Origin of the sequence: Mycolicibacterium anyangense (assembly GCF_010731855.1) — a bacterium.
Taxonomy (GTDB): domain Bacteria; phylum Actinomycetota; class Actinomycetes; order Mycobacteriales; family Mycobacteriaceae; genus Mycobacterium; species Mycobacterium anyangense.
In genome coordinates, this window is sequence record NZ_AP022620.1 from 2,509,239 (window position 1) to 2,531,574 (window position 22,336).

Here is a 22,336-nt window from a genome sequence, read left to right on the forward strand (position 1 = left end):
ACGAATGAACCGGCGAAGTGAGCTATCCGAGAGGTCGGGGACGGAAATCGAATGCAGAAGGCGGCATTTCGACGCCTGCAGTACGTAACTGGCCGGCCCGGGTGACGGTGGCCGCGCCTTCGAGGAGGTTGAGTGCGATCTGGCGAACGGTGCGCGCGGGTACCGGCTCCAGGAAACTGCCCCGCACCCAGTCGTTGAACCCGCCCATGGCCGGGCCGCACCAGATCTGATAGTCCGCGCGGCGTTCTGAGATACCGTCGCGGGCCCACTGCGAACCCATGAACAGATACCAGCGGAACACCAGCGCCATCCGGTGTTTGGCATCGGTTCGCCCACGTTCGGCCTGTCGCGGGTCGCTTCGGGCGAAGAAGGCTTCGGTTTCCTGCCAGATGTCGTCCACGGCGCGGCCGAGCACCGTGGTCTCGAGGTTGCGGACCTCCTCGGCCGGCGCCTCCTCGAACGAGTTGTAGCGGCGGTAGAAGTCCGAGAGCCGCTGACCGCGCTGGGCAAACATGGTGCCGCGCTTGAGCACCTGCACGGTCACCCCCATCTCGAACATGTCCGAAGCGGGGGCCATCGTGACGTCGGTCGCCTGGGCCAGCGCCAGCAGGCTGCGCGCGTCGGGGGCCAGACCGCTCTCCACTGCGGATTGGTTCACCGACCCGGTCAGCACGTAGGCCGCACCGGCGGCGAAAGCGGCCGCAACCGATGCCGGTGTGCCCAGACCACCGGCCGCGCCCACCCGTGGCAGCACCGCATAACCGTGGGCGGCGGCGATCTCGTCGCGCAGCGCGATCAGGCCCGGCAACAGCACCGTCAGCGCACGATTGTCGGTGTGGCCGCCCGAATCCGCTTCGGCGGTGATGTCTTCGGCGACCGGGATGCCCGCCGCCAGCGCCGCCTCCTCGGCGGTGATGCGGCCATCGGCGACCAGCGCGGCGAGCATGGCCTCGGGCGCCGGCGAGAGGAACTGTCGCGCCACCTCCTCGCGGGACACCTTGCCGAAGACGTGTCCGGCCCGCACGATCTGGCCGTCCGGACCGCGGCGCAGACCCTTGGCCGCGTAGTAGACGATGGCTGGCGTCAGCCGCATGAAGGCCGAGGCCGACACGTAGCGAACACCGAGCCGGTGGAACAGGTCGACTGTGGCCATCTCCACGGCGTCGTTGTGCATGTTGTGGATCAGGTTCGCGCCCCAGCCCCCGGCATCGGGGCCAAGGGCGGCCTGGATCTCCCGGACACCGGCTTCGATGGTCGCCAGATCCAGTCCCGCACTGCCATAGAAGGCCATCACCCCGGCCCGGACACCCTCGATGGTCATCTGCGGGGTCGCGATGCCGCGGGCCATCTCGCCGATGACATAGGGGAACCGCACCCCATGGGTGGCGGTGAAACTGCGCTCCCCCAGCCATTCGGGGTAGATCGGGGGCAGGACGGCCAGCACGTCCTGACCCAGGATCTCCGGCGTCAGCAACCCGGCATCGTCGAGCACGATCGGCCGGGGGCCCTGGGCCGACGACACCACGGCAACCGGCCTGCGGATCGCGGTCAGTGCATCGCTGACATCGTGACGGTCGAGCAAAGAACCGGACGCGCCGTCCATCGGACGCGAGTTAGCCAAGGAGGCACGCATGGTGACGCACTTTAACGAATTGACGCGTGCGTGAGGCCGTTTTAGAACACGTTCTTATCCCGGCCCCCCTACCAGCCGGTAACCCTGTGAAGAAGGTTATCCGGTAACCGAAGTCATGTGTTGCTGAAACCGCATGTCGGCGTGAATTCGTAAGAATTACGCCGCGCGGGGCTCTCAGGAAACGCCCTCAGTAGTTCATGCAGGTGTTGGCCACTTTGGTGACCGCAGGACCCACTGCAGCAGCGAGCATCGCCTCGGTCTGCGGGTCCATCGCCGACTGCTGCTGGGCGATCTGCGCCTGGCGCTGGTCCACCGGCAGCGCCAGGAACTGCTGCAGGTTGGCCTGCATGTCGGGCCGGTAGGCCAACTGCAGGCTCAGCGCCGGTGCTTGCGCCTTCAGGGCAGCCGAAACCTGGGCGTAGCTACAGGGTGTAGTAGCAAGCGCATCGGTGATCGGATCAGCCGATGCCGCAGCCGCCGACGCCAGTGGAAGCACCACCAGCAGGCCCCCGCCGACGATGGCCCTTCGCACCCACTGTGCAGATGTCATCGACGCGCGACCTTCCCGGGATCGACCTTGCGGCGTGCTGGATGCAGGCCAGTCAACCATCACAGCGAACTTTCGGGGACAAAACGGTGCGACCGGCCGAAGTGGCGCTCACAGCCCAACAAGACTGGTAGTTCCGAAAACCCGGTCCGCGTTCTACCGTCGAAGGCGGACCATCTGACGTCCTGCAGAAGGAGCCCCATGACCGCGTCCGTGCAGCTGCCGTTTCGCCAGGACCATCCGCTCCGATCCTCCGAGGAGCTGCAGACGCTGCAGTCCCGCGGCCCGATCCACAAGGTGCTGACCGCCGTCGGCCACGAGGCCTGGCTGGTCACCGGCTACGCCGAGGTACGCCGGCTGATGGATGACGAACGACTGGGCCGCACTCACCGCGACCCCGCCAACGCACCACGCAGCCGCACCTCGGCGTTGTTCGGCGGACCGATCGGCGACTTCGACACCGAACTGGCCGACCACGCCAGAATGCGTCAGCTGCTGCAACCGCACTTCTCTCCCAAGCACATGCGCGAACTCGCGCCCAAACTCGAGGCGCAATGCAGCGCGCTGCTCGACGAGATGGAACGGCAGGGGCCGCCTGCCGATCTGCTGACCAGCCTGGCGCAACCTTTCCCGGTCTCGGTGATCTGCGATCTGCTCGGCGTGCCCTACTCCGATCGGGACCGGTTCCGGGTGTGGGTGGAGCAGGCCGCTTTCTCCCCCGACGACAGCGTGTCCGAAGACGGCTTGATGTCTCTGGTGGGCTACGGGATGGAACTGGTCACCGCCAAGCGCACCGATCCTGCTGACGACGTCATCTCCCGGTTATGCGACGAGCCGGACCTGTCCGACCTCGAAATCGCCACTCTGGGAATGCAGCTGCTATTCGCCGGACACGAGACGACGGTGATGCAGATCTGGTTGCAGTCACTGCTGCTGCTCACCCATCCCGACCAGTGGCGGGCGCTGCTGGAGTCCCCGCAGCTCATCCCCAACGCCGTCGAGGAATTGCTGCGGGTGGGTATGCCCGGCGGCATCGGCGTGCCGCGCTACGCCCGCGACGACATCGACGTCGGGCAGGTGACGATCAGGGCCGGGGATCTGGTGTTGCTCGACCCGGGCTCGGCCAATCACGACCCCGCCGCCTTCCCCGACCCCTACCGGGCCGACCTCAGCCGCACCGGGGCCGCCCATGTCAGTTTCGGCTACGGCATGCGGTACTGCCTGGGCGCGGCGCTGGCTCGCTTGGAGCTCAAAATTGTCTTCTCCCAGCTCATTCCGCGGTTTCCGACGATGCAATTGCTCGGCGAGGTGTCGAGTATGGGCGAAGGCTTCCATTCACTGTCCCACGGACTGTCGCCACTTCCCGTGATCTGGTGAATCTCCCGGGCTCCTGCCAACCAGCTGGGGGTGTCCCAAACGGCGAGCTTTCCCGTCGCCGACGAGCGCAACCTGGAAGTACTCGGATCTAAGGAGTACCGCCATGGCCGCGTCAGTACCGCAAGTTCCCAGCCGCTCAGAGGCTCGGATGCTGTTGACCGCGTTGGAACGGATGCGGGTGCGGCTTGTCATGCAACGTGCCGATCTCGCCAGGCAGCTGCGCGAGCTGTCCGAACGTATCGACGGAACCGACCGTCAGCTCGACGATGTCCGGGTGACCGCGGAATGGCTCTCGGCGGTCGCCCGGCACCCGAGCGGCCGCCTGCCCGCCTGAGCTTTCGCCACTGTCGCCCCGTCGCGGGTGTAGTTCGGATACCGTCGGAGACCATGGCCACCGACGACGACGCCGCCAGGCACGCGAGCTTCGAGGAACGGGAGAAAGCCCGCGCGGAGGCCGAACGCGGCGAAGACGTGGTGTTCCCGGAGGGCTTCCGAAAACTGCTGCGGACGCTGTTCGCCCCGTGGAATCGGCGCTGAGCCCGGGTTCTAGGGGTTGGGCTGGTGCCGCCGGTTCGACAGCTCCCCCGTCATCGCAGTGACCGAGGGTGGGATCGGAGTGCTGGCGTCGCAGTCCGGAGCACGGCGCGGCTCCCCGTAAACCGTTGTCAGAGGGACGATTCCGGCCCACGCCCCGGCGGCGACGTCCTCGTCGGGGTCCTCCGGCCAGCCGTCGCCGATCTTCAGCGACCAGTTGTCCGCCGTGATGGCCATCCGCAGCACCAGGGTGGCGGCGAGTTCCTTGCGATTACTCGGCCGCAACTCGGCGACCCGCCCGGGGATGAAGGTGTCGGTCAGCGCCTGCAGGTAGGCCACCTTGTCGCCGTCGGGCACCACCTCGAAGGCGCCGAACAGCACGGCGCTGCGGAACTGGAATGAGGATTCGAACGCGCTGCGCGCCACCAGCACTCCGTCCAATGCCGTCACCGAGACCGCCGTTTGGGCACCGCCCGCGAGCTGGCGCAACCAGGGCGACCCCGTCGAGCCGTGGATCACCAGTTCATCGTCGATGCGGGCGCATCCGATCGGGAAGATCACCGGGTGCCCGTCGCGGACCAGCGCAATGGTGGCCAACGGGGTGGCATCGAGCAGCTCGTCGAGGCGGTCGCGGGAAGTGTTCTGCTTCTCGGCCAGGCGGCTGACGTGTGTCGAAGGGTGCGGCATGCCCCTACTGTCGCACGGCGCGCAGCGCCGCAGGCGTCAGGTCGGCCAGTGTCGGATAGCCGTCGATGGCCATGATGAGGTCGGCCTCTGCCAACATCGAGCGCAGCACATGGATGATCCCGTCGGTGCCGGCCAGCGCCGCCCCGTAGGCATACGGCCTGCCGATGCCCACGGCGCTGGCGCCCAGCGCCAGCGCCTTGATGACGTCGGCCCCGGAACGCACTCCCGAGTCGAACAGCACCGGTACGTCACCGGCGGCGGCCACCACCTCAGGCAGGCAGTCGATGGCCGGCAGTCCACCGTTGGCCTGGCGGCCGCCGTGGTTGGAGCAGTAGATGCCGTCCACCCCGGCGTCGATGGCGCGCCGCGCGTCGTCGGGATGGCAGATGCCCTTGAGGATCAGCGGAAGCTTTGTCAGCGATCGCAGCCACGGTAAGTCGTTCCACGTCAACGAATTTCCGAACACGCTTACCCATTGCATGACGGCGTTGCGCGGGTCGGCGTCGATGTCGGCGTCCACCTTGGCCCGGAAGTTCGGGTCGCTGATGTAGTTGGACAGGCACTTGCCGCGCAGCTGCGGGAAGTTCGCGGTTGCCAGGTCACGCGGGCGCCAGCCGGGAATCCAGGTGTCCAGCGTCACCACGATGCCGGCGTAACCGGCCGCCTCGGCGCGGCGCACGAAGCTTTCGGCCAGATCCCGGTCGGTCGGCGTGTAGAGCTGGAAAAGCCCTGGCGTGTCCCCGAATTCGGCCGCCACATCTTCCAGCGGGTCCATCGTCAGCGTCGACACGCACAGCGGTACCCCGGTGCGGGCAGCAGCCCTGGCGGCGGCGAGATCCCCATGCTCGTCCGGCGTGCACAGCCCGATGACGCCGATGGGAGCCATGAAGAGCGGATTCGGCCAGCGCCTGCCCCACAACTCGACCGACAGGTCGCGCTCGGTGGCGCCGACCAGCATCCGCGGGATCAGACCCCACTGGTTGAACGCGGTGGCGTTGATGTCCTGGGTGCGTTCATCGCCGGCACCGCCTGCGACATAGGCCCACACCGACGGTGAAAGCGCTTGGGCAGCACGCGATTCCAGTTCAGTGAACGTCATCGGCAGGCTTGGCAACACCCCGGTGAGACCCTGGAAGTAGATCTCGATCTGGTAGTTGCCGTAGGGCTGGGTCATGGCGGTACCTCGTGCTCAGGCGACCTCGGCGACCAGGTCGGCCACTCGGCGCAACTGATCGATGTCGGTGCTGGTGGGGATCAGATGCACCTCGCTGGTGCCGATCTCGGCGAATCCGCGCAGTGTCGCCACGAGCTCATCGTCGGTGCCCGCCCAGCCGGTGGTGGGGGCCATCGCATCGACGATCTCGCCGGGAATCCAGTTCATGTAGTGGCGCAGATGCCGGTGCACCTGGGTACGCGCCGTGTCCCCGTCGCCGAGGGCGAACCAGAACGAGGTCGCCAGGTGCGGGTCTGCTTTGCCCTCCTGCTTCCAGGCGGTGCGGGCCACGTCGAACAGGTCGTTCTGCTTGTCCAGGTCGAGATCGAGGGTGATCCCGGCCAGCCCCTCGGCCCACGGCGCGGCACTGCGGATCGTCTTGGGCCCGATGGTACCGACCAGGAGCCGGGGTCCACCGTGCTGCGCGGGCCGCGGCCCGACCGGCAGCACGGATTCGGTGATCTTCTCCCCCGACCAGATGCGTTGCATGACGGCCACCCGGTCGGCCATCTCCCGCATGGTCTGGGTTGCCGGGTCCGCACCCACGGCGCGGTAGTCCTCGTGTCGTCCGCCGACACCGATACCCACCACGAGCCGCCCGCCGCACAGCATGTCACCGGTGGCCAGTGCCTTGGCCAGCATCACCGGGTCGTGCAGCTGCGGCACGACGACGGTGGTCACCAGCGGAACCCGATCGGTCCATGCCGAGAGCGCCCCGAGCAGAGTCAGCGAGTCCGGGTTCCCGAACGCGATGCGCTCGCCCCAGCACAACGAGGAGAACGGGCCCTCGTCGACCGCTCGGGCCCAGCGCTTCAAGACGTCCGCATCGATGTCCGGCTCCATGACCGGCAGCGTCATGCCAATCTGCACGCTCGCGATTCTGGCACGTCGCCGAGGTCGACGTTCTGGCGTGTCCCGCACCGTGGTTACGCGCCGAAGTGTCGATTTCGGCGCAGCCGGCTCAGCCGCGACCGGGGCTCAGGTGATGGGATCCTTGCTGGCCCGCACCGGGCCGGCATTCGGCGGCGGGGCGAACAGATTGCCGCGCAGGCTGCCGCGCATGGTGCGCACCGCCACCAGCAGCCAGGTGCACAGCAGTCCGGCGTAGGCCAGCGCGGCGGCGACCTTGAACGCCGGCAGCGACGTGTGCACGGCCAGCTGGGTGGTGCCGGTGACGAATGTCCCCACCGGGAACGTCAGGCTCCACCAGGTCAGGGCGAAGGGCATCCCGCGGCGCAGCGTGCGCACCGTCAGCGAGGCCGCCAGTGCGATCCACAACACCGCGAAACCCCACACCGGCACTCCGAACAGGACGGCCAGCGCGTTGAAGTTCTCGGCCAGGGCCGGAGCCACCGCCAGATGGGCGTTGAGTCCCAAAAGACCTGCCGCCGTGATGGATTGGCCCAGCGGACCGAGCACAATCCACAGCGTCGGCACCCGCGCGGTACCCGAGGTGCCGTAGAGCGCCAACCGGCTCCAGATCATCGAGATGATGATCAGTGCGGCCACCAGTGACAGGCCGAACATGGCGTACAGCCCGTAGAACATCGTGGTGCGACCGGTTCCCGGCGCCATGTGCGAGAGCAGCAGCGCACCGGTGGCCGCCGACACCATCGGCGGGACGATCGGCATCAGCCAGCCCCCGAAAGCGGCATCGGGTTCCACATGGTGCTGAGTGAACATCAGGTAGGGAATGCTGACCGCGGTGAACAGACCGCTGATGGTGCCCGCGGTCCACAGCACCCAGGCCAGGTCGACGGCCAGCCGCGAGCCCACCACCGATTGCCCCACCAGCAGCGCGCCGGACCCGACGGTCATCATCGCCATCGGCGCCGCCCCGTAGAAATGCGCCATTTGCGGGTTGCGGGCGTGGCTACGGGCCGTCGTGGGATGGCGCACCCAGTGGCCGCCCACCACGACCAGCAGCACGGCCAGCAATACTGCCGCGACCACCCACACGATCTGGGTGAAGGCCTGCAGCCCGCGGAACTGGATCGGCAGTGTGGCACCGGCGGTCGCCACGATGCCAGTACCCATCACCGAGGCGAACCAATTGGGTCCGATGTTGCCCAACACTTCGTGCGAGTGCGTCGTCGCCATAAGTGACAGAGGCTACGGGTGCACCTTCGCCCGCGTGGCACAAGGGCGTTCTACGGCTGCGACGCGCCGTCAGCCAGTGTGGTGGCCGCGGCGGTTCTCCTGCTTGAGGTAGTCGCGAGCCATCGAGGCGACGTGGTCGGGCAGGTTCCCGCTGGCCACATCGGCGAGGCTGGTCTCTTCGAGCACCGAGCGCATGCTGGCGCGCAGGGCACGCCAGACATCGGTCAGCGCTTTCGTGGGTCCGGTGTAGGGCAGATCGCCCAGCCCGATGTCACGCACGCTGGCCAGCGGGCCGTCGATGCAGCGCAACACATCGGCGACGCTGATCTCGGCGGCGGGGCGGCCCAGCTCGTAGCCGCCGTCGCGGCCGCGGTGGCTGCGCACCAGCCGATCGGTGCGGAGCACGGACAGGATGTCGACGAGGAACTGCGCCGGAATGCCCTGGGCCTTGGCCAGGTCCTCGGTCTTGACCAGAACGCCGCCGTCCACCGAGGCGAGCTGGGTCATGGCGCGAACGGCGTACTCCGCTTTCGCCGACATTCGCATGCCGCGAATTCTGCCACCGCGCCGGTGACAACCGCCTCAGGCACTCAGTTGTCGGTCGACGTGGCCGCGTCGGCCGCCGCACGCGGGCCGAGTGCCGTACGCACGGCGTCACCGAAGCGGTCGGCAGACTGCCGGGCCGACCGGATGGCCGCGCCGGCCTTGGCCTGCAACTCCGCCGACCGCGGGCTGGTCTTGTTGCCGTCGCGCAGGTCGGTGGCGCCGTTCGGGCTGGCAGCCGCCGGGCCGACAGACGAGAGGGCCGCCGCGGTATGGCGGCGCACCCCGCTGGCGGTGGCTGTCGGCCGTAGCCGCACGGACGCCTGCTCCTGGGTCCGGGTCGGCGGGACGTCGACGAAGCGGTTGCGGACCACGGTGTTGACCGCGTCGGCAACGATCAGCGGCGCGACGACCGGAGCGGACACCGCGGTGATGGCGGTAACGGCCGCGGTGTGCAGATCCCCGGCGGCCAGCGCGGCGACGGCGTCGACGATCAGTCTGGGCTCCGAGGACACCAGTGCACCGGTCGCCAGCGCGGCGACCACGATCTGGCCGCCGACATATCCCACGTCGGCGACCAGCGAGGTCAGCGCCTGGCGCAGTGTGGGATCGATGTCAGGCACCGCGGCGGGCATGCTCGGCAGGTTGACCGGCCCGACCGCGTCGAGCAGTCCGGGCGGCACCATCGCGACGGGCGCGGCGGCCAGCGAAACGGCTGCCGGCGCCGGAGCGGCGGCTATCGCAGTGTGGGCATCGACGACCTCTTCGACCGCTTTGCCGCCGAGCAGGGCGGCGTTGGCGGCCAGTTCGGCCAGCATCCGCTTGACCACACTGACGGGCGCGGAGTCGGTCGGTTGCTGGGCGATGGCGTCGAGGAACGCCCGGTCCAGCATGCTGCCCGGTGCAGCGCTGCCGGCGGACAGTTCGACGGGAGGCACCCGGACGTCGGATTGGGGCACCAGCACGGGGTTGGCGACGACGACGGTGGCACCCACGAGTACCACGCCGGTGATGACGATCGCACCGATGCCCCGCCGCACTGAACTCACCGCCTTGTTGCCGATTCGAGATCTCGAGGGTACCTGAGAGGAAACTGAGAAACTAATCGGCTACCCACCTCTTGCTGCCGAAAGGGTGATCACTACCCCGTGACAGCAAGGGGCCCCTCCCGTCCGGGAGGGGCACCTTCGAGGAGCTGGTCTCGCTAGTCCGAGGACTTGGCGGTACCTGCCTGGTGAGCCCGCTTGGAGCCACCGGTGCTCTTCGCGGCCGCCTTCGTGGTCCCGGTGTCCGAAGACGCCGACTCGGCAGTGCCGTGATCACCGGGCGTGGCGCTGGCATCTGGCGCGCCCTCGCCGGTGGCCGGCGTGCTGTCCGTTGCCAAGTCCGCCGTCGTGGCTTGTGCGGACGCCCGCAGCGCCGACACCGTGGAGGGCGCTGCCGGCGTTGCCGGCTTCGCTGCCGCCGCCGGCTGGAACGGCCCGGTCGCCGGATCATAAGGCGCGTTGTAGAAGCTGTCGGCCAGCTGCCGGGTGCCCTGCGTGACGACGGCCCGCAGGCTCGGGATCACCGGATTGGCGGGATCACCGGTCACCACCCCCGGACCGATGGTGAGCTTCTCCAGGTAGCCCAGAGTGCCGTTGCGGCCCAGGAAACCGTTGACGGCGGTGTCCCACGCGGCCGCGAACTGGCCGCTGGTCAGCTGGCCGAACGCCGTCGTCAATGTGGCGATTGCCTGGTTGACGATGTACGAGGTGCCGCCGACCGTCACGCCGACGAGGTTGGTGACCAGGGTCGGGACGGCGGCTGCCACAATCCCGACGTTCTCGATGAGGTTGCTGACGATGTAGTTCGCCGAGTTCAGCGCCGAGTTGATGCCCTTCTGCAGCGGCAGCACGATCTGGTTCTGGATCACGGCCAGCGCCGCGGTCGGGTCACCGGCGATGAGCAGCTGCGCGGCGTCGACGAGGGCGAACGGGGTGTTCCACGCCGCCTGCAGGGATTTGTTCGCGAGGTCACCAACACCCCGGACCGCGGCCCACCCGTAACCGGACACATTGGTCACGACGGTCTGGGCCAGCGGCAGCGGCCAGAATGCGATATCGGGCAGGATGCCCTGGTAACCGGCGTAGGCGTAGTCGCCCAGGCTCGGCAGGGTGTTCCACGGCGCGCCCCACGTCCCGTTGTAGAGGATGTTGGTGTTGACGTCTTCGATGACCTCGGCGATCGCATTGATCGGGTTGGCCAGCGCTGCCAGGGTCACCGACGAGGCCTGCGTCGCGGCACGCTCGGCCGACGACACCAGACTGGTGGATGTGATGGGCGTCACCGCAATAGCGGTGGCGCCGAGTAGCGCGATTCCCGCGGTCAGGTGCGAGCGCAGTGCGATGTCCATGAGGTCCCTCCGTCGATTTTGACGTCATCGTCAGAACCTGAAGTTACCTGAGATAAGCCTGAGAAGAGACCAGTATGTGGCGCCCTTGAGTCAATTCCTTTTGGGCATTTGGCACCGTAAACAAGGACCTAGGTCCCGCTGATTCGAACAGCGCCGAACAGAAAGGTGCCCCTCCTTCCGGAGAAGGAGGGGCACCCTTGCGCTCAGGGCGTCAGGCCAGTGAGCTAGTCGGCCGACTTGGCCTTGTGAGCGCGCGCCGAACCACCGGTGCTCTTGCTGCCACCGTTGGACGAGCCGTTGTCCGATCCGGCGGACGAGCCGCCGCTCTTGTTGTCACCCGCGGTGGCGCTGCCGCCGCTGGTGCCCTCGTCGGACTTCTTTGTCTCGACCGTGGACGTGGTGCTCGATTCGGCAGCGGCGGCCCGCAGCGACGAAGCCGACGGTGCAGCCGTGCTGACGGCGGTCGCCGGCGGCGGGGCCGGGTTGGCCGTGGCAAGACCGGTCTGGACGGCCTTCACCACGCTGGTGACGACCGTGCGGACGCTCGGCACATAGGCGTTGATCGGCGGAGTAGCGGACGCGTCGACACCGGGGCCGATGGTCAGAGCGTTGAGAACGCCCGGGATACCAGTGGGGCCGAGCAGCCCGTCGACCACCGCGTTCCAGACGCCCTCGATCGGGTTCGGCGCGCTCAGCGCGTTGACCGCGTTGGTGACGACCTTAACCACGGCACCGGCGACGACCAGACCCTGGTTGATCACCGCGCCAGGCAGCGCGCTGAGGATCGGCACCAGGTTGTTGACCACGGCGGTGGCCCGGGTGATGACGCCCTGCAGCACGTAATTGCCGGCGGCCAGCGCGTTCTGGCCGGCGAACTGGACGGCGGTCACCAGCGTGTTGATCGCGCCTTGGATGTTCAGCGAGGCGAGCTGGCCGGCCGCGTTCCACACACCTTCACTCAGCGCGACGGCGCTGGTACCCAGGCCCTTGACGGACTGGTAGATGTAGTCCGAGCCGTTGAGGCCGAGCTGGCGGACCACCGGAAGCGCGTCGGTGATGATCTGCGGAAGCAGACCCAGCTTGGACAGGCCGCTCCACGGGACGGCCGGCGACAACACCGGGCCGACATTCTGGAACAGCAGCTGGTTGGTCAGACCGATGCTGGTGAGCAGCTCGGTGATCGGGCTGTCGAAACCGGCCAGCTGAACCGAGGCCGAGGCGGCCGGAGCCTGGATCGCCGGCAGCGCCAGATCGTGCTGCGCAACGACGGGGGTCATCGCGATGGCGCTCGCCCCCACGACCGCGGCAGTACCCGCGATCAGATGTGATCGAAGTGAGATTTGCATGATTTCCTCCCGTTGGTGACTGCACTGTCAGGAGACAAGCTACCTGAGAAAAACCTAAGCGGAAGCCAATATTGACGTTTTTTAGGGAAATTCTATTTATTTTCCCACGATGCCAATTACCGGTTAACTATGTGTAACGTGAAATACCATAAATGAGCAGGTAATCTGCACAGTGATCGGCATCACAGCTAACTTTCGACACGGCGTCACCACATTTAAGGACCAAGGTCCCACGGCCTAGCGAACCGACGCAGCGTCGGTTTTCTCAGGTTTCTCGGCCAATCTGAGCCGCTCTCACAGGTGCCTCACACCTGGTCGCGGCCCCGCCGTCAGCTCGGGATGGCGGCGCTGTCAGGGACGACGACCGCGAACAGATCGCCCAGCGCAGCAAGGCTCGCCACCTGCAGAGCCTGGGCAGCTACCGGCTCGCCGGTGAGACCCGGCAGGGCCCGGGTGGCGGTGGCTGCCGCGACCACGGTCGGGGCATAACCCAGGTTGAACGCTCCCCTGGCGGTCGAGTTCACGCACATGTGCGTCATGAAGCCCGCGATCACCAGGTTCTGCGCACCTACCGCCTTGAGCCGGGCATCGAGGTCGGTCTCGACGAACGAGTTCGGGTAGTTCTTCACGACCACCGGCTCGCCGCCGCGCGGGGCAACGCGCTCGACGATCGCGCCACTGTGTCCGCTCACGTCATAGAGCGAGCCAGGCCCGTCATCGTGCTGGATGTGGATGATCGGGATCCCGGCCGAGCGCGCCCGGTCCAGCAGCGCCGCCGTCTCATCGAGCGCGGCCTGCACACCCTCGAGCTCCATCACACCCTCGGTATAGGTGTTCTGGCAGTCGATCAGGATCAGCGTGGACTCGGCCAGGCTCACCGGTTGCAGGGGCAGATCGGCCAGCGCGCGAAGGGTGGTGGGGTTGCTCATATCGTCACGCTACTTCGTGACGGCCAGCACCGCCTCCGCATACTCCGGCCGGCACACGATCAGATCGGGTAACAGCGGATCAGCACGGTTGTACAGCAGCGGCGAACCGTCGATCCGCGACGTGTACAGCCCCGCGGCACGAGCCACCGCCACCGGGGCCGCAGAGTCCCACTCGTACTGCCCACCGGCGTGCACGTAGACATCGGCCCGGCCCTGCACCACCGCGGCGACCTTCGCTCCGGCCGAACCCATTTCGACCAGAGTGCCGCCGAGCGCGTCGCGCACCTGCAGGGCGACCGCAGGTGGCCTGGTGCGCGATACCACCACCCGCGGGGCCTGCGGCCCTTCCGGTGGTGCGGCGACGGTCGGCGTGGCCAGGGTGACGCCCTGGGCGGGCAGTGCCACCGCCCCGGCGATCAGCTCACCGTCCTGCCACAGCGCCACATGCACCGCCCAGTCATCGCGGTCGAGCTCGGAGAACTCCCGGGTGCCATCGAGGGGGTCGACGATCCAGACCCGCGGGCTGCTCAACCGCACCGGGTTGTCCACGCCCTCTTCGGAGAGCACCGCATCGGCGGGCCGAGCCTTGGCCAGCGCCTCCATCAGGTAATCGTGAGAGCGCTTGTCGCCGGCCGCTTTTCGTTCGGCAGCTGTGGCATCGGCCAGCTCGGTCCGGACGCCCAGGAGCAGTTCACCGGCTTCGGTGGCCAGCGTCGCGGCCAGCTCGTGATCGCTCATCGCGCCGTTTCCAGCAGCTCGATCACCTGTTCGGCCAACTCGTCCGGGCCGTGGTCCGGTGTCAGCCGCAGGTCGGGATTCTTGGGCCGCTGATATGGGCTGTCGATCCCAGTGAAGTGGGTGATCTCCCCGGCCCGGGCCTTGGCGTACAAGCCCTTCGGGTCGCGCTTCTCGCAGTCCTCCAGCGGGGTGTCGACGAAGATCTCGAAGAACTCCACGCCCTGATCGGTGTGCACCGTGCGGGCCAGTTCGCGATGCTCCTCCAGCGGGCTGATCGCCGGCACCAGTACCGTGAGACCGGCGTCGGCCATCAGGGTGGCGACGTGCGCCAGCCGGCGCAGGTTCTCGGCCCGGTCGGCCATCGAGAAGCCGAGGTCGGCGTTCAGGCCGTGGCGCAGGTTGTCACCGTCGAGAATGTAAGCGGGGCAACCATGTTCGAGAAGCTTCTGCTCGACGAGCACCGCCACCGATGACTTGCCCGACCCGGACAGGCCGGTGAACCACAGCGTGCGGCCCTTGGTCAGCCGGTCACCTGCGGTCACCAGCGACTGATGCCGCACGGTGTTCGGGGTGGCAGCGCGGTTGGCGACGGGCGTGGTGTCGCGGACCATGCCCGCGGCCACCGTCACGTTGTTATCGGGGTCGATCAGGATGAATGAACCGGTGGCCGAGTTGCGTGAGTATTCGTCAAGCAGCAATGGCACCTGGGTACGCAGCGTGACGCGGCCGAGTTCGTTGAGCTTCAATGCCGTTGCGCTCTTGTCGCGGTGCAGAGTGTTGACGTCGAGGCGATAGTCCAGCGCGGCCACCCGGGCCCTGGTGGTGCGGGTGGTCTGCTTGATGATGTAGTCGCGGCCCGGCTCCAGCGCGGCATCGTCGGCCATCCAGCACACCGTGGCGTCGAACTCACTGGTGACGACCGGCTGATTCTGTGGACGGGCCAGCAGGTCACCGCGGGAGATGTCGATGTCGTCGGCCAGGCTGATCGACACCGCCATTGGCGGGAACGCCTCGTCCACGGGACCGGTCGGACCGTCAATCGCGGTGATGTGACTGGTTTTTCCACTCGGCAGCACCACGACCTCGTCGCCGGGGCGCAGCACACCCCCGGCCACGGTACCGGCGTAGCTGCGATGGTCGGCGTGCTGAAGAGTCTGCGGACGGATCACGTACTGCACCGGGAATCGGACATCGACCAGGTTGCGGTCACCGGCGACGTAGACGTCCTCGAGGTGGCTCAGCAGCGGCTGGCCGTCGTACCACGGCGCCTTATCCGACTTGGTCACCACGTTGTCGCCATTGAGCGCCGACATCGGGATGGTCGTGACATCCTGGATGTCCAGGCGTGCGGCGAAGGCGTGGAATTCGTCGCGAATCCAGTTGAACCGCTCCTCATCCCAGTTGATGAGATCCATCTTGTTGACGGCGAGCACCACATGCTGCACACCGAGCAGCGACGCCAGAAAGGCATGCCGGCGGGACTGCTCGAGCAGACCGTGGCGGGCATCGACGAGCACGATCACCAGCTGGGCGGTCGAGGTTCCGGTCACCATGTTGCGGGTGTACTGGATGTGGCCAGGCGTGTCAGCGATGATGAATTTCCGCTTGGCCGTGGCGAAGTAGCGGTAGGCCACGTCGATGGTGATGCCCTGTTCGCGCTCCGAACGCAGCCCGTCGGTCACCAACGCGAGGTCGGTGTAGTCGTTACCGCGCTCCCGCGAGGTCCGTTCCACGGCCGCGAGCTGGTCCTCCATGACGGCCTTCGAGTCGTAGAGCAACCGCCCGATCAGGGTGGATTTGCCGTCGTCGACCGAGCCGGCGGTAGCGATCCTCAGCAATGTGCTCATCAGAAGTAGCCCTCCCGCTTGCGGTCTTCCATACCGGCCTCGGAAATACGGTCGTCGGCGCGGGTGGCGCCACGTTCGGTCAGCCGCGACACCGCGGTCTCGGCGATCACGTCCTCGACGGTCGATGCCGTCGACTCCACGCAACCGGTGCACGTCACGTCACCCACGGTGCGGAACCGCACCGAGGTCTCGAACACCTCCTCGTCGGCGCCCGGCTGCATGAATTCGTGGACGGCCAGCAGCATTCCGTCGCGCTTGAACACCGGTCGGGTGTGGGCGTAGTAGATCGCCGGCAGGCCGATCTCCTCGGCACCGATGTAGGCCCAGATGTCGTACTCGGTCCAGTTCGACAGCGGAAAGACCCGGATGTGCTCACCCTTGCGGTGCCGACCGTTGTAGAGGTTCCACAGTTCGGGGCGCTGGGCCTTGGGATCCCACTGACCGAATTCGTCGCGGAACGAGAACACCCGCTCCTTGGCGCGCGCCTTCTCCTCGTCACGGCGCGCACCGCCGAAGGCGGCGTCGAACTTGTTCTCCCGGATGCCACGCAGCAGGGTGACGGTCTGCAGCGGATTGCGCGAAGGTCCGTTGTCGACCACCCGGCCCGCGGCGATGTCCTCTTCCACACTGGCCACCACCAGCCGCAGGTTGTGCCGCTGCACCAGCTCGTCGCGGGTGGCGATGACCTCTTCAAAGTTGTGCCCGGTGTCGACGTGCATCACCGGGAACGGCAGCCGGCCCGGCGCGAACGCCTTGATGGCCAGGTGCAGCATCACGATGGAGTCCTTGCCGCCGGAGAACAGCAGCACGGGCCGCTCGAACTCGGCCGCGACCTCGCGGATGATGTGGATCGCCTCGGCCTCCAGGGACCGCAGGTGGCTCAGCTCGTACTGCCCCGGCTTGGGACGTTCGACCGCCGGACTCGCCATAGTTTCCTCGTAAAGTTGGTAGATTTGACCAGAATTACAAAGCTAGTCGGGAATCTAGCCAGCGAGGTCCCCGAAGTCAAGGGTTTGATTCACGTCCCAGACGCGCCGACCCTCAGCCCACCGCAACGTGATCGGCGCAGTCCACCCGCAGATCCGACACCGCCATCGGGGTGTCATAGAACAGGCAGCGGTAGCTTCGCGACTGCCCCATCTCCACCCCGAGATGGGTGCACGTGCTGCACGCCCGGCTCACCGGCAGCAGTCCCGCATCGTGCAGCTGCCCGATCACCACGATCAGGCTGTCGAGCAGCTGTTCACTCTCGGCGCGGTCCAGCTTCGACGTCGCCATCTCGGCAGGAGCGGTCCACCGGTGCACCGAGGCGGCCACCTTGCGCCCGGCGGCGGTGAGGATGAGCTCGTGGCTGCGGCGGTCCGACGGATCGCGCCGCCGGGTGATCAGCCCCTTACGGATCAGCGTCCCGACCGCATCACTGACGGTGGGGTCGGAGACGTTGAGCTCGCGCGCCAGGGTGGTGCTGCGCGCGGCCGGCGGCGGCCCGACGTACAACCAGCTCAGCACCCGCAGTTGGGTGCTGGACAGGTCGTTGGCCTCGGCCGCCCGCCGGGCCAGCACGTGCAGCGCGTCCCCGATGCGGTCCAGCGCCCCGACGATCTTCGAGTCGAGGCTCCGGTGACGTTCTTCGCCGTGCCTCAGAGAACGACCTCGTTGAGCGTGCCGGTCGCCACGTCGAAGACGAAGCCCCGCAGCGACTCGTGCTTGGTGACGAACGGGCTGAGCTCGATGCGCCGCAGCGACTGGCGGACATCCTCTTCCACGTCGGGGAACGCCTCGGCGGCCCACTCCGGCTTGATACCGGTCTCGTCCTGCAGATCGCGCTTGAAGGCGTCGTCGGTGAACGTCAGCATGCCGCAGTCGGTGTGGTGGATGAGGATGATCTCCTTGGTGCCCAGCAGCCGCTGGCTGATGGCCAGCGAGCGGATCTCGTCATCGGTGACCACCCCGCCGGCATTGCGGATCACATGGGCCTCACCGTCATTGAGGCCCAGGATCCGGTAGACGTCCAGCCGCGCGTCCATGCACGCAACCACGGCGACGTGCTTGCTCGGCGGCAGCGGCAGGGGGCCGGAAAAGGTCTTGGCGTACTCGACGTTGTTGGCCAGATACTCGTCGGTGACGGTCACTGGATCCTCCTGATTCGGTTGGCACACAACATTCCGGGTGGATCGTAAGTTCCGGCAACCACCAAGATCACCAGTGAGAATCACCCCGATTTCAATAGTTAGGATTCCTCGGCATCTGGCGCAGCCTACGTCCCATGCCCAAACTCTCCCGCAGCGACTGGTACGACCTCGCTCGCGACACCAACTGGACGTTCCGCTACGTCACCGAGGAGGAAGCGTTCCCCGAGGCACTCTCCGGCTCACATCGCGTGTCGACGGAGGGCTGGCTGAAGTGGGACGAGCCTTACAAGATCGGCTACCGCGAGTACGTCCACAACCAGGTCACCAAGGACACCACCACCTATTCGCTGAAGAACGCGATCGGGCGTTCCAAGCTGTTCGACGCCCTCGATCCCGGCTGGAAGTCGGTGATCGTCGCGCACTACGGGGCCATCACCATGCCCGAATATCTCGCCTCCATCGGCGAGGCGCGGATGGGCCGGTTCGGCCGCGCCGCGGCGTGGCGCAACACGGCGACGTTCGGCACCCTCGACGAGATCCGGCACGGACAGATCCAGGCCTTCTTCCCTTACGGCCTGCTCGACAAGGAGCCGCGCGGAGACTGGGCGCTCAAGGCCTTCCACACCAACGACTGGATCGTGCTGGCCGTGCGCTACCTGTTCGACGACATGTTCGTCGCCAACGACGCGACCTCCATCGCGCTGCAACTGACGTTCACCCTCGAGACCGGGTTCACCAACCTGCAGTTCCTCGGGATGGCCGCCGACGCGATCGACGTGGGCGACCTCGAGTTCGGCGCGCTGATCTCCTCGATCCAGACCGACGAGGCCCGCCATGCCCAGCAGGGTGAGCCGACGATCAAGGTGCTCATCGAGAACGGCGAGAAGGAGTGGGGCCAGTTCCTGATCGACCACATGTTCTGGCGGTCGTGGCGAATCTTCGCTCTGCTCACCGGGTTGTCGATGGATTACTACACCCCGCTGGAGAGCCGGCGGATGAGCTTCAAGGAGTTCATCGAGGACTGGGTGGTCAAGCAGTTCGCCGACCAGTTCCGCGACTTCGGCCTCGACCATCCCTGGTACTGGCAGGAATTCATCGACGAGCTGACCTGGTATCACCACGCCATCCACCTCGGGGTGTGGAACTACCGACCGACGGTCTGGTGGAACCCCGACGCCGGGGTGTCCGCCGAGGAACGGTTGTGGCTCGAGGAGAAGTACCCCGGCTGGAACCGCACCTTCGGCAGGCACTGGGACGTCATCACCGAGAACGTCCGCAACGGGGACATCGCGGCTACCCTGCCCGAGACGTTGCCCATCACCTGCAACCTGTGCCAGTTGCCGATCGTGCGGGCCGCCGGCGTGCTCGTCGGCGCCCACACCGACGCCGCTCCCCTGACCCACGTGCACGACGGTCGTCAGTACCTGTTCTGCTCGGAGCCCTGCCGGTGGATCTTCACCCAGCGCCCGGAGCGCTTCGCCGGCCATCAGTCGCTGATCGACCGGGTGCTCTCCGGCGAGATCAGTCCGCCCGACCTGGGCACCGTGCTGGAGTACTTCGGCCTGTCGCCGGATGAACAGGGCCGCGACGCCGACGACTACGCCTGGGCAAAGAAGTGACGCCGCGAGACTGTAGTTATCGCGCTGATTACTCGCACTTTTGCTCGATAACTACAGGCTCGGCGAAGTCCTGGAACAAGACTGAGGAGACACCATGGCACTGCTCCCGCTGACCGCCCTGTTCGAGGGTGACGTCCTGGAATTGCTCGTCCCGGTCGACGACGGTGACACCGTCGACTCGGTGAGCCGGCAGATCGCCCACCATGTGGTGGGCCGCCGGGTAGCCCGCAAGGATGCCCCGATTCGATTGCGGCACAACGGTTCCGTGCTCGATCCCGCGGTACCGATCGGGGCGGCTGGCGTTGGCCCGCTGGACCACGTCGAGGCGTTCTATGAGTGAGACGCTGGCCTGGGCCCCGGTGGCCACCGTCGACGACCTCTGGGAAGGTGAGGTCGCCGAGTTCTACGTCGGTGATCAACCGATCCTGTTGGCGCACTTACGCACCGGGGAGATCCGGGCCTACGAGGGAACCTGCCCACATGCCGGTTTCCCACTTGGCGACGGCGAGGTGGTCGACGACGTGCTGACCTGTTCGGCGCACAGCTGGGAGTTCGACCTGACCACCGGCAACGGGGTCAACCCACCGGGCTGCCGGTTGCGCAGCTACCCGGTGCGCCGCGACGGCGACCAGATCGCGGTCCTGCTGAACGGAGAGAACACATGACAACCATCGAGCCCAAGCTGGTCGGGCCGATTGTGCGCGGTTTCGACCCCGACGTGGTCGACGCCCTGACCGAGGCCATCGCGGTGGACAACCCCGACGCCGAGATCACCATCGACGACCATGCCGGCTACGTCCGCATCCACGCCGCCTGGTTCCTGCGGGTCACTCGGGCGAGCCTGGAAGAGGCTGCCGGACAACCCATTCCGCTGGCATCGCTGGAGCCGGCGATCGCCGGATTCGCCGGCCGGATGCGCTACGTCGGCGACGACGAACTGCACTGGTTCCTGGAACGAGAGGACTGACATGACCGCCGCCGCACCCCGCCGGCTCAAGACCTGGAGCGTCATCGGCGACACCCGCCGTAAGCCCACTGAATACGAGGCTGTCACCGGCAACTTCCATTACCACTTCAACCGCACGCCGGCACCGTTCGACCTGGACCCGAACAGCGATATCAACCAGTGGTACCTCAAGCACCGCGAGGGTTCCGCATTGCAGGCACCGGACTGGGAGGGCTTCCGCGACCCGGCCGCGTTGAACTACCGACGCTACATCGCGTTGCAGCACGAGCGTGAGGTGTACGCCGAAGGCGTCGTCGACCACTATGAAGCCCTCGATCACGACGCCAAGCTCGACCCGCAGTGGGTCTCGGTCCTGGAGCGGGTATATCTCCCTGCCCGGTTCGCCTTCCACGTCTTGCAGATCACCTCGCTCTATGTCGGTCAGCTCGGGCCCAGCGCCTACATCACCAACGCGGCGTTCTTCGGCGCCGCCGATGAATTGCGGGCTCTGCAGTGGATCGCCTACCGCGCCAAATCACTGTCCCTGACCCACGGCACGCAGCTGGCCAACACCGAAGCCACCCGGCGGATCTGGGAACTCGACGACGCCTGGCAGCCGGCCCGCGAAGTCTTGGAACGACTGTTGTTGGCCTATGACTGGGGTGAGGCGTTCACGGCGCTGAACCTCGTGGTCAAGCCCACGCTGGACGCCCTGTTCAAGGAGGCGTTCGTGGACCTGGCCAGTGCCAACGGCGACGCCCTCACCGCGGCCCTGCTGCAGGAGTCGCGGGTGGACACCACCCGCAGCCAGGCCTGGAGCACAGCACTCGCCCGCTACGCACTGGCCCAGAACCCGAACAACCGCGCCGTGATCGACGGGTGGGCAGCCAGGTGGCAACCGCTGGCCGACCGTGCCGTCGACGGCCTGGTGGTCGCGTTCGCGGATGCGCCGGCATCGGTGGATGTGGCCGCGGTGCGCAATCGGGTGGCTGCCTCGGTGACTGCGTTCACCGAGTCCTGGTCGCTCTGAGGGTCAGGGCGGCGGCGGAATCGTCGCGGTGACCGGCGGTGTCGCCACCTCCGGGGTCACCGTCGGCTCGACCGAGGTCGACTTGGTGGTCTGACCCGTCGTCATCTCGGAGGTCACCGGCGCGGTGAACGTTCCCGGATCGGACACGATGGCGCCGCGCGGCTCCTCGGACAGTGCGGTGGTCAGGACCCCCATGGCGACGACAGCACTACCCCCGATGACCGCCGACAAGGCCTTGACCCGCGGACGCGGGGTGGACTTCTTCGGTTTCATACAGCTCGGTTAACCGCGAGCCGAGGACTGCAAACCTGGCTTATCGCCCGTTCGGTCCGTTGTCGCCGCCCGGCAGTCCGGGTGGGCCGCCGGGCGGGTCGACGTCCCCGGTGGGCGGACGAGGACTCGGAGCAGCCGAGCGCGGCGTGATGCTGGGGCCACTGGTGAAGGAGCTGCTGGGCAGTGGAGTTTCGGAGAGATTGGCCGATGTCTGCGGTGTCGTCGTGATCAGCGCCCCGGGCGGCGAGGTGTTCGTGGTGGTCGGGCTGGGGCTGGTGGTCGGGTCGGTGTTGGTCTGACCGTTGTCGGCGCAGGCCACCAGCGGGACCAGGGACAACGCGGAGACGACCAGCAGTCGCGCAGCCCGCCGAGAGGTGATGTGGTTCACGTGCGCCTGCCTACCCGAGCACCACAGCGGTAAACGCGATGCCCTCCTGCCGTCGTTCC

The 22,336-nt window shown here is 67.1% G+C and carries 26 protein-coding genes; 8 read left to right on the forward strand and 18 right to left on the reverse strand.

Going from position 1 to position 22,336, the window contains the following annotated elements; genetic code table 11:
• Positions 1-22: 22 nt before the first annotated feature.
• The gene (locus G6N35_RS11635; RefSeq protein ID WP_163804387.1) at positions 23-1,633 is read right to left on the reverse strand and encodes a PfaD family polyunsaturated fatty acid/polyketide biosynthesis protein; all 1,611 of its coding nucleotides are present in this window, start codon (positions 1,631-1,633) and stop codon (positions 23-25) included.
• Positions 1,634-1,820: 187 nt separating this feature from the next.
• Complete coding sequence (locus G6N35_RS11640) at positions 1,821-2,183, reverse strand: hemophore-related protein (protein ID WP_163804388.1); 363 nt, start codon at positions 2,181-2,183, stop codon at positions 1,821-1,823.
• A gap of 198 nt (positions 2,184-2,381) precedes the next feature.
• Between G6N35_RS11640 and G6N35_RS11645 the strand changes: the two genes are divergently transcribed.
• From G6N35_RS11645 to G6N35_RS11655, 3 genes are all read left to right on the forward strand, one after another.
• Positions 2,382-3,557, forward strand: coding sequence for a cytochrome P450 (locus tag G6N35_RS11645; RefSeq protein ID WP_163804389.1), 1,176 nt, complete (start codon positions 2,382-2,384; stop codon positions 3,555-3,557).
• A gap of 103 nt (positions 3,558-3,660) precedes the next feature.
• Complete coding sequence (locus G6N35_RS11650) at positions 3,661-3,891, forward strand: hypothetical protein (RefSeq protein ID WP_163804390.1); 231 nt, start codon at positions 3,661-3,663, stop codon at positions 3,889-3,891.
• A 53-nt stretch (positions 3,892-3,944) separates the two neighbouring features.
• Positions 3,945-4,094, forward strand: a complete 150-nt coding sequence (locus G6N35_RS11655) for a hypothetical protein (protein ID WP_163804391.1) — start codon at positions 3,945-3,947, stop codon at positions 4,092-4,094.
• Between the two features lie 9 nt (positions 4,095-4,103).
• On the opposite strand, the gene G6N35_RS11660 is transcribed toward G6N35_RS11655, so the two are convergent.
• The 14 genes from G6N35_RS11660 to G6N35_RS11725 form a co-directional block, all read right to left on the reverse strand.
• Positions 4,104-4,778, reverse strand: a complete 675-nt coding sequence (locus G6N35_RS11660; RefSeq protein WP_163804392.1) for a pyridoxamine 5'-phosphate oxidase family protein — start codon at positions 4,776-4,778, stop codon at positions 4,104-4,106.
• A gap of 4 nt (positions 4,779-4,782) precedes the next feature.
• The gene (locus G6N35_RS11665) at positions 4,783-5,952 is read right to left on the reverse strand and encodes an alpha-hydroxy-acid oxidizing protein (RefSeq protein WP_163804393.1); all 1,170 of its coding nucleotides are present in this window, start codon (positions 5,950-5,952) and stop codon (positions 4,783-4,785) included.
• 15 nt (positions 5,953-5,967) lie between these two features.
• Positions 5,968-6,849: an LLM class flavin-dependent oxidoreductase gene (locus G6N35_RS11670; RefSeq protein ID WP_163807621.1), complete on the reverse strand. Its 882-nt coding sequence runs from the start codon at positions 6,847-6,849 to the stop codon at positions 5,968-5,970.
• 120 nt (positions 6,850-6,969) lie between these two features.
• On the reverse strand, positions 6,970-8,091 hold the full coding sequence (locus G6N35_RS11675; protein ID WP_163804394.1) for a TDT family transporter: 1,122 nt from the start codon (positions 8,089-8,091) through the stop codon (positions 6,970-6,972).
• A 69-nt stretch (positions 8,092-8,160) separates the two neighbouring features.
• A complete protein-coding gene (locus G6N35_RS11680; protein ID WP_163804395.1) occupies positions 8,161-8,637 on the reverse strand; it encodes an Rrf2 family transcriptional regulator in 477 nt (158 codons plus the stop codon).
• Positions 8,638-8,681: 44 nt separating this feature from the next.
• On the reverse strand, positions 8,682-9,683 hold the full coding sequence (locus G6N35_RS11685; protein ID WP_163804396.1) for a hypothetical protein: 1,002 nt from the start codon (positions 9,681-9,683) through the stop codon (positions 8,682-8,684).
• 155 nt (positions 9,684-9,838) lie between these two features.
• Positions 9,839-11,029: a hypothetical protein gene (locus tag G6N35_RS11690; RefSeq protein ID WP_163804397.1), complete on the reverse strand. Its 1,191-nt coding sequence runs from the start codon at positions 11,027-11,029 to the stop codon at positions 9,839-9,841.
• A 224-nt stretch (positions 11,030-11,253) separates the two neighbouring features.
• Complete coding sequence (locus G6N35_RS11695; protein WP_163804398.1) at positions 11,254-12,375, reverse strand: hypothetical protein; 1,122 nt, start codon at positions 12,373-12,375, stop codon at positions 11,254-11,256.
• 329 nt (positions 12,376-12,704) lie between these two features.
• Positions 12,705-13,304: a cysteine hydrolase family protein gene (locus G6N35_RS11700; RefSeq protein WP_163804399.1), complete on the reverse strand. Its 600-nt coding sequence runs from the start codon at positions 13,302-13,304 to the stop codon at positions 12,705-12,707.
• Positions 13,305-13,313: 9 nt separating this feature from the next.
• The gene (locus G6N35_RS11705) at positions 13,314-14,042 is read right to left on the reverse strand and encodes a 3'(2'),5'-bisphosphate nucleotidase CysQ (RefSeq protein ID WP_163804400.1); all 729 of its coding nucleotides are present in this window, start codon (positions 14,040-14,042) and stop codon (positions 13,314-13,316) included.
• On the reverse strand, positions 14,039-15,889 hold the full coding sequence (cysC, locus tag G6N35_RS11710) for a sulfate adenylyltransferase subunit CysN (RefSeq protein ID WP_163804401.1): 1,851 nt from the start codon (positions 15,887-15,889) through the stop codon (positions 14,039-14,041). The genes G6N35_RS11705 and cysC overlap by 4 nt, the downstream gene beginning before the upstream one ends.
• The gene (gene cysD / locus G6N35_RS11715; protein ID WP_163804402.1) at positions 15,889-16,818 is read right to left on the reverse strand and encodes a sulfate adenylyltransferase subunit CysD; all 930 of its coding nucleotides are present in this window, start codon (positions 16,816-16,818) and stop codon (positions 15,889-15,891) included. The genes cysC and cysD overlap by 1 nt, the downstream gene beginning before the upstream one ends.
• A 112-nt stretch (positions 16,819-16,930) precedes the next feature.
• Positions 16,931-17,452, reverse strand: a complete 522-nt coding sequence (locus tag G6N35_RS11720; RefSeq protein WP_163804403.1) for a MarR family winged helix-turn-helix transcriptional regulator — start codon at positions 17,450-17,452, stop codon at positions 16,931-16,933.
• A 77-nt stretch (positions 17,453-17,529) separates the two neighbouring features.
• The gene (locus tag G6N35_RS11725; RefSeq protein ID WP_163804404.1) at positions 17,530-18,021 is read right to left on the reverse strand and encodes a beta-class carbonic anhydrase; all 492 of its coding nucleotides are present in this window, start codon (positions 18,019-18,021) and stop codon (positions 17,530-17,532) included.
• Between the two features lie 134 nt (positions 18,022-18,155).
• Here G6N35_RS11725 and G6N35_RS11730 point away from each other — a divergent pair, with 134 nt between their 5' ends.
• From G6N35_RS11730 to G6N35_RS11750, 5 genes are all read left to right on the forward strand, one after another.
• Positions 18,156-19,640, forward strand: coding sequence for a YHS domain-containing protein (locus G6N35_RS11730; protein ID WP_163804405.1), 1,485 nt, complete (start codon positions 18,156-18,158; stop codon positions 19,638-19,640).
• Positions 19,641-19,734: 94 nt separating this feature from the next.
• Positions 19,735-19,980 carry a toluene-4-monooxygenase system B family protein gene (locus G6N35_RS11735; RefSeq protein ID WP_163804406.1) on the forward strand — a complete coding sequence of 82 codons (246 nt, stop codon included), beginning with the start codon at positions 19,735-19,737 and terminating at the stop codon, positions 19,978-19,980.
• Positions 19,973-20,305: a Rieske 2Fe-2S domain-containing protein gene (locus G6N35_RS11740; RefSeq protein WP_163804407.1), complete on the forward strand. Its 333-nt coding sequence runs from the start codon at positions 19,973-19,975 to the stop codon at positions 20,303-20,305. The genes G6N35_RS11735 and G6N35_RS11740 overlap by 8 nt, the downstream gene beginning before the upstream one ends.
• Positions 20,302-20,607: an MmoB/DmpM family protein gene (locus G6N35_RS11745; RefSeq protein ID WP_163804408.1), complete on the forward strand. Its 306-nt coding sequence runs from the start codon at positions 20,302-20,304 to the stop codon at positions 20,605-20,607. Before G6N35_RS11740 ends, G6N35_RS11745 begins: the two co-directional genes overlap by 4 nt.
• A 1-nt stretch (position 20,608) precedes the next feature.
• On the forward strand, positions 20,609-21,616 hold the full coding sequence (locus G6N35_RS11750; RefSeq protein ID WP_163804409.1) for an aromatic/alkene monooxygenase hydroxylase subunit beta: 1,008 nt from the start codon (positions 20,609-20,611) through the stop codon (positions 21,614-21,616).
• Positions 21,617-21,619: 3 nt separating this feature from the next.
• Here the strand turns inward: G6N35_RS11750 and G6N35_RS11755 are convergent, their stop codons facing one another.
• Entirely contained in the window at positions 21,620-21,889 is a 270-nt protein-coding gene (locus G6N35_RS11755; RefSeq protein ID WP_163804410.1) for a hypothetical protein, read from the reverse strand.
• A gap of 40 nt (positions 21,890-21,929) precedes the next feature.
• Positions 21,930-22,277 (reverse strand): hypothetical protein, encoded by a 348-nt coding sequence (locus G6N35_RS11760; RefSeq protein ID WP_163804411.1) that lies wholly within the window; start codon positions 22,275-22,277, stop codon positions 21,930-21,932.
• Positions 22,278-22,336 lie beyond the last annotated feature (59 nt).

What these genes read in the sequence shown, in the direction of transcription:
- G6N35_RS11660 (WP_163804392.1), bottom strand. Translation starts at nt 4,778, where the DNA reads ATGCCGCACCCTTCGACACACGTCAGCCGCCTGGCCGAGAAGCAGAAC.
- G6N35_RS11665 (WP_163804393.1), bottom strand. Translation starts at nt 5,952, where the DNA reads ATGACCCAGCCCTACGGCAACTACCAGATCGAGATCTACTTCCAGGGT.
- G6N35_RS11740 (WP_163804407.1), top strand. Translation starts at nt 19,973, where the DNA reads ATGAGTGAGACGCTGGCCTGGGCCCCGGTGGCCACCGTCGACGACCTC.
- G6N35_RS11670 (WP_163807621.1), bottom strand. Translation starts at nt 6,849, where the DNA reads ATGACGCTGCCGGTCATGGAGCCGGACATCGATGCGGACGTCTTGAAG.
- G6N35_RS11650 (WP_163804390.1), top strand. Translation starts at nt 3,661, where the DNA reads ATGGCCGCGTCAGTACCGCAAGTTCCCAGCCGCTCAGAGGCTCGGATG.
- G6N35_RS11635 (WP_163804387.1), bottom strand. Translation starts at nt 1,633, where the DNA reads ATGCGTGCCTCCTTGGCTAACTCGCGTCCGATGGACGGCGCGTCCGGT.
- G6N35_RS11675 (WP_163804394.1), bottom strand. Translation starts at nt 8,091, where the DNA reads ATGGCGACGACGCACTCGCACGAAGTGTTGGGCAACATCGGACCCAAT.
- G6N35_RS11730 (WP_163804405.1), top strand. Translation starts at nt 18,156, where the DNA reads ATGCCCAAACTCTCCCGCAGCGACTGGTACGACCTCGCTCGCGACACC.
- cysD (WP_163804402.1), bottom strand. Translation starts at nt 16,818, where the DNA reads ATGGCGAGTCCGGCGGTCGAACGTCCCAAGCCGGGGCAGTACGAGCTG.
- G6N35_RS11755 (WP_163804410.1), bottom strand. Translation starts at nt 21,889, where the DNA reads ATGAAACCGAAGAAGTCCACCCCGCGTCCGCGGGTCAAGGCCTTGTCG.
- G6N35_RS11640 (WP_163804388.1), bottom strand. Translation starts at nt 2,183, where the DNA reads ATGACATCTGCACAGTGGGTGCGAAGGGCCATCGTCGGCGGGGGCCTG.
- G6N35_RS11705 (WP_163804400.1), bottom strand. Translation starts at nt 14,042, where the DNA reads ATGAGCGATCACGAGCTGGCCGCGACGCTGGCCACCGAAGCCGGTGAA.
- cysC (WP_163804401.1), bottom strand. Translation starts at nt 15,889, where the DNA reads ATGAGCACATTGCTGAGGATCGCTACCGCCGGCTCGGTCGACGACGGC.
- G6N35_RS11750 (WP_163804409.1), top strand. Translation starts at nt 20,609, where the DNA reads ATGACCGCCGCCGCACCCCGCCGGCTCAAGACCTGGAGCGTCATCGGC.
- G6N35_RS11695 (WP_163804398.1), bottom strand. Translation starts at nt 12,375, where the DNA reads ATGCAAATCTCACTTCGATCACATCTGATCGCGGGTACTGCCGCGGTC.
- G6N35_RS11690 (WP_163804397.1), bottom strand. Translation starts at nt 11,029, where the DNA reads ATGGACATCGCACTGCGCTCGCACCTGACCGCGGGAATCGCGCTACTC.
- G6N35_RS11655 (WP_163804391.1), top strand. Translation starts at nt 3,945, where the DNA reads ATGGCCACCGACGACGACGCCGCCAGGCACGCGAGCTTCGAGGAACGG.
- G6N35_RS11645 (WP_163804389.1), top strand. Translation starts at nt 2,382, where the DNA reads ATGACCGCGTCCGTGCAGCTGCCGTTTCGCCAGGACCATCCGCTCCGA.
- G6N35_RS11680 (WP_163804395.1), bottom strand. Translation starts at nt 8,637, where the DNA reads ATGCGAATGTCGGCGAAAGCGGAGTACGCCGTTCGCGCCATGACCCAG.
- G6N35_RS11700 (WP_163804399.1), bottom strand. Translation starts at nt 13,304, where the DNA reads ATGAGCAACCCCACCACCCTTCGCGCGCTGGCCGATCTGCCCCTGCAA.
- G6N35_RS11745 (WP_163804408.1), top strand. Translation starts at nt 20,302, where the DNA reads ATGACAACCATCGAGCCCAAGCTGGTCGGGCCGATTGTGCGCGGTTTC.
- G6N35_RS11735 (WP_163804406.1), top strand. Translation starts at nt 19,735, where the DNA reads ATGGCACTGCTCCCGCTGACCGCCCTGTTCGAGGGTGACGTCCTGGAA.